We start from the raw sequence: 13,219 nt of genomic DNA, 5'->3' as shown, positions 1-13,219 counted from the left end.
GTTTGCCGACACCAATGTAAGAATTAATGCTGATGAAAACTACGTTGTTGCTGCTGGCGATACGGCAGTCATTAGCTAATTCTGTTGAAAAACTCTTCTTGATTTGAGGGTCTGTGACTGATTCAATTTCTCTACGGTATGGGGAGGTTGAACGATGATGGGACCGAAGCAAGAAGCGCAAGCGGCGCTGTTCTATGAGTTCTCGCTGGAGGATCATGTCCCTCAAGATCACCTACTGCGCTCGATTGACCGGTTCGTTGATCTGAGTGACATTCGTCAGTATTTGGCCGATTTTTATAGCCACACTGGCCGCCCATCCATCGACCCAGAGCTTCTGATCCGGATGTTATTGGTGGGTTATTGTTCTGGTATCCGCTCAGAGCGCCGCCTTTGCGAAGAAGTCCATCTGAACCTCGCGTATCGTTGGTTTTGCCGCCTTGATCTATCTGATCCAGTTCCAAACCATTCGACCTTTTCCAAGAACCGTCACGGGCGCTTTAGGGAAAGCAAACTTCTGCGTCACCTGTTCGAGAAGACTGTTGCTCGGTGCATCGCGGATGGCTTGGTGAGCGGGCAAAGGCTTGCCGCTGATGCTAGCCTGATCGAGGCAGATGCGAACAAGCAGAACTCTACGCCAAAGGAAGATTGGGATCGCAGCGCCATTGATCCAAACGATGCGCCACGAGCTGTGAAGGAATACCTCGACGTCTTGGACAATGCAGCTTTCGGAGCCGCCTCGGAAGTGGAACCCAAGTTCACGTCCCACTCAGATCCAGCAAGCCAGTGGACTGCTGCCCGTAAAGGCCCTGCATTCTTCAGTTATTCGACCAACTATCTGATCGACACCGATCACAGCGTCATCGTGGACGTTGAGGGTACACGGTCGATCCGACAGGCTGAGGTCGGTTCAGTGCGCACCATGCTGGATCGGATAAAGGATCGGCATGACATTGACCCAGAGCGATTGATTGCAGACAGCGCCTATGGATCAGGGCCGATGCTGGGATGGCTCGTTGATCGCGACATCAATCCCCACATTCCCGTACTGGACAAAGCAGGCCGGACTGACGGCACATGGTCCCGCACTGACTTCGAATGGGACGCCGAGAACAACCAATACATCTGCCCTGAAGGGGAACCGCTTAAACAGTTCCGGCGCAATTATTCTGATCCGAACCGGAAACCCACGGGCAAGGGCGTCGCCAAGTATCAGGCTTTGAAACACACCTGTCAGGCCTGCCCATCGAAGATGAAATGCTGCCCAAAAGCTGATGCACGCAAAATCACACGTGAGGAACATGAAGATGCCCGTCAAGTTGCCCGCGATATCGCCAAAACCAAGCAATATGTGGTCTCGATGCGGCTGCGCAAGAAGGTGGAGATGCTCTTTGCCCACCTCAAACGGATCTTGGGGCTGGGGCGGCTCCGATTACGAGGCCCAAACGGCGCTAATGACGAATTTTTACTCGCTGCAACCGCCCAAAACCTCCGCAAATTAGCCAAGATCTTTCCTGCACCGCAGCAAACGCGCAAAGCCTGACAAGAAAGGCGCTCGCCCTCAGTTTTGAGCCGCACTTTCTGCGCCAGCAACACGGTGTTTTTCAACAGAATCGGCCGTGATCAGGCTTTCAATATCCGTGAGCGCCGCACCAGATTCATTCGCCAAACCGACGCCGGATTTTACTTGTTTTCCGGATGTCTCGATCAAACGCGCAATTTCACGCGCAGCATCGGATGAGCGCTGTGCCAGTGCGCGAACCTCTGAGGCAACAACGGCAAAGCCGCGACCGCTCTCACCCGCACGCGCCGCCTCGACACCTGCGTTCAAGGCAAGCAGATTTGTTTGAAAGGCAATGTCGTCGATGACCGAAGTGATTTTTGAAATTTCTTGAGAGCTGATTTCGATATCTGCCATTGCTTTCACAGTTTGATCTACAAGATGTTTGCCCTCGCTCGACCGGGTGTGCGCCCGCGATGCGGTGTCTGCCGAATCTTTGGCGCGTTTGGCCGCCATATCTACAGACTCGGTCATTTCCGTAATCGCCGATGCCGTTTGAACCAGTGCAGCAGCTTGGCGTTCTGTGCGTTGTCCTAAATTGGAGGAAGACGCCGCGATGCTTTCGACTTCATTGTGCATGTGGCCTGTTCCGACCGTGATCTGACTGATCAGAGTTGAGAGGCGTTTGATTGTATCGTTAAAATCATTGCGTAAATGCTCCAGCTCTCCAGGCATCTTATCCGGTAAATGTACCGTCAGATCACCGTCTCTCAAGCGTGAAACTGCGTTTTGGAACTCGTTAATCGCTGTTTTTTGCGGCGTGACATCGGTTGCGAATTTTACAACCTTGGTCACGCGACCTTTCGAGTTTGAAATCGGATTGTAGGTTGCGTGTATGAACACGTCATGGCCATCTTTTGCAACACGGTGGAATTCACGTGTTTGAAAGTCGCCGTCATTCAGGCTCTTCCAAAAGGCTGCATAGTCCGTGGAATCGCGCTCCTGAGCAGTCACAAACATCGAATGATGCTTCCCTAATATTTCCGCCTCTGTATATCCCATGGCGTTTTGAAAATTCGTATTTGCCTTTAGAATAATACCCTCGGGTGAAAACTCGATGATGCCCTCGGATCGATCGATGGCTGCCATTTGGCCTTCAATGTCGAGCCTGCGTACGGTTTCGTCGGTGATGTCAGTGGCAATTTTTACGATACCTTGTACGTCGCCATTTGAGTCAAAAATTGGGTTGTAGGACGCCCGGATATAGATGTCGGAGCCATTTTTGGCTCGCCGCGTGAATTCGGCTTCTTGGAAAGTTCCAGCTTTGAGTTCGTCCCAAAATGCAACATAGGTCGGAGCGTTTTTCTCATCGTCGTGAATGAACATTGAGTGGTGTTTTGAGCGCACCTCCTCGAAAGTGTAGCCCATCAGGTTCAAAAAATTATCATTAGCGGCGGTGATGTAGCCATCACAGGTGAATTCGATGACCGCTGCTGATCTATTAATTGCAGCAATGATTGACGTCGCGCGTGATGCATCGGTTGTGGATTTTGTCACATCTGTCGCGATTTTGACAACACCTGTGGCGGTGCCACTTGCATCACAAATCGGTACGTATGAGGCCTCAATAAACAACCGGTTTCCGGATTTGTGCCGGCGCGTAAAGGTGCGTTGTTGTGCTTGTCCGCCCGCCAACGCGCTCCAAAATTGTCGGTATTGTGCCGAGTTCGCATCTTGGGGGAACAAAAACATCGAATGATGTTGCCCAATGACCTCGTCTCGCGTGTACCCCATTGTGTTGCAAAAAGTGTCACTTGCCTCAGAAATCGTGCCCTCAAGATCAAACCAAACAACAGCCATCGAGCGGCCTAGTGTCGCTATGGGTGCATCATAGGGAGTTGGAATAATTTTAGGCTGGCGAAAGTGAAACATGCTGGAATCCTAAATTACGATTTCTGCATGCTTATAATTGAAACTTCTAACATAAGGTTTACTCCTATGGATCTCATAGTGTCGATTTGGATTTTGGCCGACGTGCCCGTGTCGCGCAAGCGGTTCGGCGCATCATGTGGGGCGTCAGTCAAACACCTTATGGCGCAGTTGTTTCCATGCGGCCTTGAGCATCATCCTTGCGGTGAACTCACTTTTCACGAGCGAGACTACTTCGGCTTCATCAAGGCGTGAAAGGCGGTCAAGACTTCGATCCCAATCTGCGGCGTCATATGTCGCGATCCGCTCATTTGCGGTAAAGCCGAAACTGTAATTGCGTTTTAAGTCTTTGCGGCATTCCAACTCGTAGCGCATCAATGGCGCACGGCACCCTTGGGTAATCGCTTCGCCCAATCGTTCACCTAAAATGCGACCGAACTTGATCGCGATTCGGATCCCTTCGCCCACGGTGGGCGTTGCGAAGTTGGCGGTATCGCCCACGCGGATGACATTGCCGAATACCAGCTTGGAATCGTATGGCACGGAGGGAATAATACCTGCGTTGACTTGAACGGGCGGCCCGAGTTCAAGGCCGTAACTTTCCAGAAATTCGGGCGTCACAACGCTGTTGTAGATGTCGCGCGGAGACAGGTCGCTGTCGGGTTGGATGATGCCGACCCCGATGCGAATATGGTTGTTTGGCGCAGGGAAAATCCACCCGTATCCTGATTTGACGGCTTGTCCGACAAATAAAACAGCTCGGCTTTTAGGCGCTGATTTGATTTCGAACTCATGCTCGATGCCAACACCAACACGGTCGGGCTTTTCCACCAATCCCAAATTGGACAAAACTGCATGCGGCGTCCCAGAGGCATCAACAATGAAACGTGACTTTATGCGAGAGGCCGTGATGGATCTCGACCGAATGGTAGAGACGAACCCGTCATCTGTTTCTTCGGTCTGCATGAATTTGGTATCTGTATAGACCTCGGCACCTGCGCCGCGCGCCAGATCGGCCAGCCATTGATACGTCCCCGTGATGTCCAATACGGCGCATTTACGTTGTGCCAGCGGTTGCACAACTTCGCGATTATCAGAGCGAAACAGCAACTCGTCGATCTGTTGGTACAAGTGCGGTGGAACACCCAAAGCCTGCATGTCAGCCACCCAGGTCCCGCCAGACGTGCGCACGGGTTTGCCGATTTCGCGGTCTTGATGGATGACAATTGTTTTTGCGTGAGGCGCAAGCGTATGCGCGGTGGCCAATCCCGCAGGGCCGCCACCAACAATCAATACGTCACATGACAGGGTGTCGGATTCTAGGTCGATCATAGCTAAAAACTCACTCAAAACTGCGTTGAAGATCGGTATAGACCCATTGGAGAGAATTGACGAGATGCGTAACTTCGCCTTGGAAACCCTTTGCTCCTCGCGCATAACGGTCGCGGTAGCGTCTAGTAATGCGCAGAGCATCCACTGACGCGATACAAAGGCAGGGCTATGGCTGATTTCGATTTGGTGATTTTTGATTTCGACGGCGTGATCGTTGATAGCGAAGTGATTTCAGCGCAAATGTTAATCGCCGAATTGAAACATTATGATGTTCATGTCGATGGCGCATATGTTGCGCGGCACTTTTTAGGGCGTAGTTATCCCGTGGTCTTACAGCAAATTCGTGACGAGTTTGGGGTTGTTTTGCCGGAGGGGTTCGAGGCAGATTATCGCGCTCGTTTACTGGCGGCGTTTGAGGAAAAACTCATGGCCATGCCTGGTATTAAGGCGGTTCTTGACGGCATCCGCACGCCCTATTGTGTCGCAACAAGTTCTAGTCCGGTGCGCCTTAAAAGCTCATTGGAAATGGTTGGACTTACCGCTTTGTTCGAGGGGCGCTCCAATACGGCATCTGAGGTTGCGCGCGGTAAACCTGCGCCCGATTTGTTCTTACATGTCGCCAAGAGATTTGGCGTTGAACCGTCGCGGTGTCTGGTGATTGAGGATTCTTTGGCGGGTGTTCGCGCGGGGCTGTCGGCGGGGATGACGGTTTGGCGGTTTGTGGGGGGCAGCCACTTGATAGGTCTTGAACTTCCGATTGACGAGACGGCGCAGCCACACCGTGTGTTTGCACATTTCGACGAATTATTTCAGATTGCGCCCGAACTAACGGGCGAGGCCGAATAACATGGCGCAGGTAAACACAGACGATGGTGAACGCTCTAACCGCGGGTTAGCGGCACGGGCGGCGTGGATGTCGTATGTCGGCGGCATGACACAAGATCAGATTGCCCAAGAGCTGGGAATTTCGCGCCAACGGGCGCAGCGCCTTGTGGCGCGTGCCGGAGCCGAAGGTCTGATACGCGTGCGCATTGATCATCCGATTGCGGAATGTCTTGAATTAGAGCGCGAATTAAAGGGCCGGTTTGCATTGAATTCGGTGCGCGTGGCACCCAATGCGGGTGACTCCGTCGATCCCAGTATTGGAATTGCAACCTTTGCCGCGCCGTTCGTTGAGCGCATTCTTGAGGATGTTGATCCACAGGTGATTGCACTTGGGACAGGGCGGACCCTAAGTATGGTCGTGGATCAGATGCAGGCCGTTGACGGCTCCCATCACAAACTTACCTCGCTGATCGGGAACGTTTCGCCCGATGGATCTGCCTCGTTTTACGAGGTGATCATGCGGCTCGCGGAAAAGGTCAATGCACCTCACTATCCAATGTCAGTCCCCGTTTTGGCGCGCAATGATGCCGAGATGGATCTCTACTTGTCATTGCCGCACGTGAGCGCGGCGCGCGCACTGGCCAAACAGGCGAGTACCGCGATCGTCGGCGTTGGGCAGATGGGGAACGATGCACCGCTTTTCGTCGACGGGTTCATCTCGGCGCAGCAGCTTAGCGAAGTTCAGGCGCTAGGGGCGGCGGGCGAAATTTGCAGTCACATGTTCGATGAAAATGGCCAAATGATTGATCATCCGGTCATCCGGCAGATGGTCGGATTGCTGCCTGACGTCTCCCACATGCGCGTGATTTGCATCGGCGGCGGTGCGAAAAAGTTGCCGGCAATCCGCGCGGCCCTGCGCGGCGGGCTAATTTCCGATCTTGTGACGGACGAAATTACGGCGCAAGCTCTTATAAATAATTAACTTTTTATTACCCTTAAAAAATGCCTCCAAATCACCTTGACAAGAATCATGTCCTCGGGTGAGTATTTGTTCAACGGCTGAGCAATTGCTCACCGTCCAACGGGAGGAAACCATGAATACAACTATCCGCGTCCTTATGGGCGCCACGGCTCTGTCTGCTGTTGCTTTGACCGCACAAGCCGAAACTCTGACAATCGCAACTGTGAACAACGGCGACATGATCCGCATGCAGGGTCTGACCGATGATTTCACAGCCAAAACAGGTCACACTGTTGAGTGGGTCACTTTGGAAGAAAACGTTTTGCGCCAGCGCGTGACAACGGACATCTCCACCAAAGGTGGCGCGTTCGACATCATGACCATCGGCATGTACGAAACGCCTATCTGGGGCGCAAACGGTTGGTTGGTCCCATTGGACAACCTGTCCGAAGAGTATGACGTTGACGATATTCTGCCCGCAATGGCTGGCGGCTTGTCCCACGATGGTACGCTTTTCGCGGCACCGTTTTACGGCGAATCCTCGATGATCATGTACCGTACAGACCTGATGGAAGCTGCGGGCCTTGAGATGCCTGACGCGCCAACTTGGAACTTCATCCGCGAAGCCGCTGCTGCGATGACCGACCGCGACGCCGAAATTAACGGTATTTGCCTTCGCGGCAAAGCGGGTTGGGGTGAGGGCGGTGCTTTCATCACAGCTATGTCCAACTCCTTCGGCGCGCGCTGGTTCGACATGGACTGGAAAGCACAGTTCGACACGCAGCCTTGGGCTGACACACTGAACTTCTACAAAGGCATGATGGACGAGTCTGGTCCTGCTGGTTACGCGACTAACGGTTTCAACGAAAACCTGTCGCTCTTCCAACAAGGCAAATGTGGCATGTGGATCGACGCAACTGTTGCGGCATCCTTTGTGACAAATCCTGACGACTCAACTGTGGCAGACAGCGTTGGTTTCGCACTTGCACCCGACACTGGTTTGGGCAAACGCTCCAACTGGCTCTGGGCATGGGCGCTGGCAATTCCTGCCGGCACTCAGAAACAAGACGCAGCTGTAGAGTTCGTCGAGTGGGCAACGTCTAAATCCTACATCGATCTCGTCGCCGCAAACGAAGGTTGGGCAAACGTTCCTCCGGGCGCACGTACATCGCTCTACGAAAACCCCAACTACCAAGCGGTTCCATTCGCTCAAATGACACTGGACTCGATCCTGTCGGCTGATCCGAACAACTCGACCGTTGAACCGTCACCATATGTTGGTGTTCAGTTTGCGGCGATCCCAGAATTCGCAGGCATCGCTACTGATGTGAGCCAAGAATTCTCGGCAGCTTACGCTGGTCAACAAACCGTTGAAGAAGCTCTTGCGAAAGCTCAAGCGATCACTACCGATGCAATGGAAGCCGCCGGCTACTAAGCTAGCGCTTTACGTCAGAGGGCAGCCAAGCGCTGCCCTCTCTCCATTCTCCGATTATCGACCAACTCATCCCACGGCGGCACATAGGCCGTCAGCAATAGAGGTGCGTCATGGCAACCCAGCATTCCCGATCTGCAGCCCGTATAATGATGGCGCCCGCAGTTGTCCTTCTTCTTGGTTGGATGCTTGTTCCCCTCATTATGACTCTCTACTTTTCGTTTAGAAATTACCTGCCAATGCGTGGCGGCGACCTTGGATGGGCTGGTTTTGACAACTACATCCGCTTCGTAACTTCCAGCGCGTTTTGGCCATCCATCTTCACCACACTGATCATCGTCGGTAGCGTTCTCGCCATCACCGTGGTCCTCGGTGTGTTGCTTGCGATCCTTTTGAACCAACCGATGTGGGGACGCGGCTTTGTACGTATTCTTGTCATCGCACCGTTCTTTGTCATGCCAACCGTTTCGGCGCTGGTGTGGAAGAACATGTTCATGGACCCCAACTATGGGCTCTTCGCATATCTTTGGAAATTTTTCGGTGCAGCGCCGGTTGAGTGGTTGAGCCAAGCCTCGCTGCCGTCGATCGTCATTATCGTCAGTTGGCAATGGCTGCCCTTCGCAACCCTAATCCTTTTGACGGCAATTCAGTCGCTAGACAGTGAGCAACTTGAAGCCGCTGAAATGGATGGAGCGCCTGCGACCAAACGCTTTGCCTTTATCACCCTGCCACACCTTGGCCGTTCAATTACGGTCGTTATTTTGATCCAGACGATCTTCCTGCTTTCGATTTTTGCCGAGATTTTTGTGACCACTGGCGGTGCCTTTGGAACAAAAACGCTTAGCTACCTGATCTTCCAGCGCGTTCTGGAAAGCCAGAATATCGGTCTGGGCTCCGCCGGTGGTGTCTATGCCATCATCCTCGCCAACATCGTTGCCATCTTCTTGATGCGCATCGTCGGCAAAAACCTAGACGCGTAAGGAGGGGCTCACATGTCACGTGCCGTTACAACACAGCGCAAAACGATCAATACAGTGGCTGCTTGGTCGATCGGGTTCCTGATCTTCTTTCCGATCTTGTGGACCATCCTCACGAGCTTCAAAACCGAAGCACAGGCTATTGCCGATCCGCCCATTTTCCTCGGGTTCAACTGGACTTTGGAAAACTACGGTGTGGTTCTAGAGCGTTCGAACTACATGCGCTTCTTGTGGAACTCCATCATCATCGCGGGGGGCTCTACGATCCTCGGGATCATCATTGCGGTTCCAGCCGCATGGTCGATGGCCTTTGTGCCCTCTAACCGTACCAAAGACATTCTCCTGTGGATGCTCTCGACAAAGATGCTCCCCGCAGTTGGTGTTCTCTACCCGATATACCTGATCTTCATTCGTATGGGGATTTTGGACAGCCGCGTGGGTCTCGTTATCGTTCTGATGTTGATCAACCTCCCGATCATCGTTTGGATGCTATATACCTACTTCAAAGAGATCCCCGGCGAAATTCTTGAAGCTGCCCGTATGGATGGTGCAAGCCTGAAGGAAGAGATCTTTTACGTCCTGACGCCGATGGCCATTCCGGGCATCGCATCCACCTTGCTTTTGAATGTAATTCTAGCTTGGAACGAGGCGTTTTGGACCCTCAACCTCACGGCGGCGAAAGCGGCTCCTCTGACGGCTTTCATCGCGAGCTACTCAAGCCCCGAAGGCCTTTTTTACGCCAAACTTAGCGCAGCCTCGACGATGGCTATCGCACCAATTCTCATCCTTGGCTGGTTCAGCCAGAAACAGCTTGTCAGCGGCCTTACTTTTGGCGCTGTGAAATAAGGAACGGATACCATGGGACAAATCAAACTCGAAAACGTCACAAAAACCTTTGGTACGGTTGAGGTCATTCCACCTCTCAACCTCACAATCGAAGACGGCGAATTCACCGTCTTTGTTGGGCCCTCTGGTTGTGGCAAATCCACACTCTTACGCCTGATTGCGGGTCTTGAGGATGTGTCCGGCGGGGATATTCTCATCGATGGACAGGACTCTACCGAGCTTCCCCCCTCCAAACGTGGTCTGGCGATGGTGTTCCAATCCTATGCGCTTTACCCGCATATGTCGGTGCGCAAGAACATTGCCTTTCCGATGAAAATGGCGGGCATGGACAAGGCTGAACAGGACCGCCGCATTGAGAGCGCGGCCAAAGCGCTCAACCTCACTGACTACCTTGATCGTCGCCCCGGACAGCTTTCGGGTGGCCAGCGTCAGCGTGTTGCGATTGGCCGCGCCATTGTGCGTGAACCCTCTGCCTTCCTCTTTGACGAACCCCTGTCCAACCTCGACGCCGCGTTGCGCGTTGGCATGCGTTTGGAAATCTCCGAGCTGCACAAACGTCTCGCCACGACGATGGTTTACGTGACCCACGATCAGGTTGAAGCCATGACCATGGCCGACAAAATCGTTGTGCTACGCGCAGGTTACATCGAGCAAGTCGGCTCGCCGATGGAGTTGTACCGTGCACCGCGCAACACCTTTGTTGCGGGATTTATCGGGTCACCAAAGATGAACCTGATCGAAGGGGCCGAGGCCGCCAAATACGATGCTAAAACCATTGGCATTCGTCCAGAGCATATTGAAATTGATCGTGAAAAAGGGGACTGGAAAGGGACTGTTGGCGTTTCCGAGCACCTTGGATCCGACACGTTTTTCCATATCACTGTCGAGGGCTTTTCCGAGCCGCTGACGGTACGGGCCTCAGGCGAAGTTGAGTTGTCGTATGGAGCGACGGTTTATCTCACTCCAGACGCGGCTCACCTCCATCGCTTCTGCCCTGATGGCTTGCGTATTGGTGATAAATAAGCCGCCCTTTTTGGCTACGCTAAGTTTAAAAATCTAGGGGCATAGGCTCCTGACGATTGGGAATATGACGATGAAGCTGTGCAACGACACTTTAAATGATCTGCCTGACGCGATTGTGCGCCCGACCTATGACCGGTCTGCACTGACGGCCGGGATCGTGCACATTGGCCTCGGCAACTTTCACCGTGCTCACCAATCGTGGTATCTTCACCGATTGATGCAACAAGGATATGCGCAAGATTGGGCAATCGTTGGCGCGGGGGTTCGCCCCTATGACGAAGTCATGCGCCAAAAGATGGCGGAGCAGGACTACATGACCACGCTGATCGAGTTGGACCCGTCCAGTTCCTCCGCTGAGGTTGTAGGCTCCATGATCGACTACGTTCCCGTGGTCGAGGGACATGGTCCATTAATCGAACGCATGGCACAGCCAGACATTCGCATCGTTGCACTGACCGTTACTGAAGGCGGCTATTTTATTGACCCTGCCACCCAGACCTTTGACCAAACCCACCCTGATATCGTCAATGACGCGGCCAATCCAACCGCTCCGCGTACGGCGTTCGGGGCTGTTGTCGCCGCGCTGAAATTACGCCGTGAACGTGGGGTCGGGCCATTTACCGGACAGTCTTGTGACAATCTTCAAGGCAACGGCGGCATTTTGCGTCAAACTATTGTGACGCTTGCACGGATGTCTGATCCTGACCTTGCGGACTGGATTGATGCAAATTGTACCTTCCCTAATTCAATGGTGGATTGCATCGTGCCCGCCACGGGTCCGCGCGAGCTTGAATTCGCCCGTGATTTTGGTGTGAGTGACGATGTGCCTGTGACGCACGAAAACTTTCGCCAATGGGTGATTGAGGATGATTTTTGCGCGGGCCGTCCCGATTGGGACAAGGCGGGGGCAACATTTTGCGACCATGTGCATGACTACGAAGTGATGAAAATCCGCATCCTTAATGGCGGTCATCAAGTGATTTCTGACGCGGGCGAAGTGCTTGGTGTCAAGACGATTTCGGGCTGTATGGAGCATCCGAAGATCGCGGCACTGTTTGACAAGGTCGAGCGCGAAGAGATCATGCCTAACGTAAAACCCGTTCCGGAATTCACGCCCGAGGATTACGTGAAGTTGATCCACGACCGGTTCTCGAACCCGAAGATTGTGGATACCACGCGCCGTGTGGCTTTTGACGGATCGTCGCGCCAGCCAGGGTTCATCATTCCATCAGTGCGCGAAAGTTTGGCTGCTGGCCGGACGGTTGAGGGACTGGCGTTGTGCTCCGCAATCTGGGCGCGTTACTGTCTGGGTGTTCGCGAAGACGGCACAACAGTTGAGCCGAATGATCCGTTTTGGGACGATCTCAAATCGTTGGCAGAACAGGCACAAGAAGAGCCCAAGACGTGGTTGTCTATGCGTCACATCTATGGCGATTTGGCCGAGGATGCGCGCTTTGCCGATGTGTTCGAAGCCTGGCTCATTACCATTTATGCGGACGGAACCGAGGCGGCAATCGACAAGTATCTGGCCTCTTAAGCCGCGTGTGTCATTCGTATTTCGATCCGACGCAAAGACGACAGCGGCCGCACTTACAATGGTGGGACAGGTGGACGTTCCGAAGATAAACGCGGCTTCTATTCCCGCTATGACCGATAGGACTCGGGCGCCACAGCGATGGCTGTACTGCGTTCGGATGCTTACGGCTAGATGCTCAGGTCCGCATTTGCAACGCACCTGGAAGCCGAGGCAAATTGCCCGATTAAAAGCCGCCATGGCAACGTCTAATTTGTGGCGGGCCAGCAAGATCGCATCGTAAAAGTCGCGGCCCTCGTGATCGATATTGTGAGCAAATCCGTTCGACTTCAAAAAGTCCAAGGCGCGACATGCCGCTAGGATTGAGGCGGTTGCGGCTGTTTCTATCAGCGATGCAAGTGCGCCAAGTCCCCAACGGATTGCCCAGGTGCAAGACGCGGTGGAGCGATCAGGCGTCACCTGCGCGTTCAGTGATCCCCAATACAACGGTCAGCTTGTTGATAAAGTGCTTGGTAAAAGTGTCGGCGCGCGTGCCGTCATTGATCCGCTTGGTACACACCTAGAGGCGGGGCCACAGTTCTATATCGCACTTTTGGATCACATCACTCAGGCGTTTATGCCGTGCCAGTAGAATAGGGATGCTAACGCCCCTTGTTTGGGGCGGTTTGGGGCTCTACATCCGTTGTATGAAAAACTGGATCCCATTTTTGAAGTCTCAGCCGCGCGTGAACGTTGTGCGGCTCAGCGGAACCATTGTGACCAAGCGCGGTGGATTGAATGATCAGGCGCTTGCGTCCGCAATTGAACGTGCCTTCGGTAAGGGCAAGCCATCGGCAGTTGCCTTGTCGATCAATTCTCCGGG

11 protein-coding genes are annotated in these 13,219 nt (G+C 53.4%); 9 read left to right on the top strand and 2 right to left on the bottom strand.

Translation table 11 applies throughout. From position 1 onward, the window contains the following. Positions 1-154: 154 nt before the first annotated feature. Positions 155-1,540: a transposase gene (locus ACTG34_RS11475; RefSeq protein ID WP_439105039.1), complete on the top strand. Its 1,386-nt coding sequence runs from the start codon at positions 155-157 to the stop codon at positions 1,538-1,540. Between the two features lie 18 nt (positions 1,541-1,558). On the opposite strand, the gene ACTG34_RS11470 is transcribed toward ACTG34_RS11475, so the two are convergent. Together ACTG34_RS11470 and ACTG34_RS11465 are read right to left on the bottom strand one after the other, a co-directional pair. Continuing rightward, on the bottom strand, positions 1,559-3,430 hold the full coding sequence (locus tag ACTG34_RS11470) for a PAS domain S-box protein (protein ID WP_439105038.1): 1,872 nt from the start codon (positions 3,428-3,430) through the stop codon (positions 1,559-1,561). 144 nt (positions 3,431-3,574) lie between these two features. Then, complete coding sequence (locus ACTG34_RS11465) at positions 3,575-4,759, bottom strand: NAD(P)/FAD-dependent oxidoreductase (protein WP_439105037.1); 1,185 nt, start codon at positions 4,757-4,759, stop codon at positions 3,575-3,577. A gap of 168 nt (positions 4,760-4,927) precedes the next feature. On the opposite strand from ACTG34_RS11465, the gene ACTG34_RS11460 reads away from it, so the two are divergent. From ACTG34_RS11460 to ACTG34_RS11425, 8 genes are all read left to right on the top strand, one after another. Then, a complete protein-coding gene (locus ACTG34_RS11460; RefSeq protein ID WP_439105036.1) occupies positions 4,928-5,605 on the top strand; it encodes an HAD family hydrolase in 678 nt (225 codons plus the stop codon). Between the two features lies 1 nt (position 5,606). Further along, complete coding sequence (locus ACTG34_RS11455) at positions 5,607-6,566, top strand: sugar-binding transcriptional regulator (RefSeq protein ID WP_439105035.1); 960 nt, start codon at positions 5,607-5,609, stop codon at positions 6,564-6,566. Positions 6,567-6,678: 112 nt separating this feature from the next. Further along, the gene (locus ACTG34_RS11450; protein ID WP_439105034.1) at positions 6,679-7,980 is read left to right on the top strand and encodes an ABC transporter substrate-binding protein; all 1,302 of its coding nucleotides are present in this window, start codon (positions 6,679-6,681) and stop codon (positions 7,978-7,980) included. 110 nt (positions 7,981-8,090) lie between these two features. Next, positions 8,091-8,957 carry a carbohydrate ABC transporter permease gene (locus ACTG34_RS11445; RefSeq protein WP_439105033.1) on the top strand — a complete coding sequence of 289 codons (867 nt, stop codon included), beginning with the start codon at positions 8,091-8,093 and terminating at the stop codon, positions 8,955-8,957. A 12-nt stretch (positions 8,958-8,969) separates the two neighbouring features. Continuing rightward, on the top strand, positions 8,970-9,800 hold the full coding sequence (locus ACTG34_RS11440; RefSeq protein WP_062217023.1) for a carbohydrate ABC transporter permease: 831 nt from the start codon (positions 8,970-8,972) through the stop codon (positions 9,798-9,800). A 12-nt stretch (positions 9,801-9,812) separates the two neighbouring features. Further along, positions 9,813-10,823, top strand: coding sequence for an ABC transporter ATP-binding protein (locus ACTG34_RS11435; RefSeq protein WP_439105031.1), 1,011 nt, complete (start codon positions 9,813-9,815; stop codon positions 10,821-10,823). Positions 10,824-10,887: 64 nt separating this feature from the next. Continuing rightward, the gene (locus tag ACTG34_RS11430; protein ID WP_439105030.1) at positions 10,888-12,360 is read left to right on the top strand and encodes a mannitol dehydrogenase family protein; all 1,473 of its coding nucleotides are present in this window, start codon (positions 10,888-10,890) and stop codon (positions 12,358-12,360) included. A gap of 358 nt (positions 12,361-12,718) precedes the next feature. Beyond that, positions 12,719-12,988, top strand: coding sequence for a metal ABC transporter solute-binding protein, Zn/Mn family (locus ACTG34_RS11425; protein WP_439105040.1), 270 nt, complete (start codon positions 12,719-12,721; stop codon positions 12,986-12,988). Positions 12,989-13,219 lie beyond the last annotated feature (231 nt).

The sequence above is a fragment of the Celeribacter marinus genome (genome assembly GCF_965656515.1).
Classification (GTDB): Bacteria; Pseudomonadota; Alphaproteobacteria; order Rhodobacterales; family Rhodobacteraceae; genus Celeribacter; species Celeribacter marinus_D.
The sequence above is the reverse complement of the archived record's forward strand: the minus strand, read 5'-3'. Positions and strand labels throughout refer to the sequence as shown.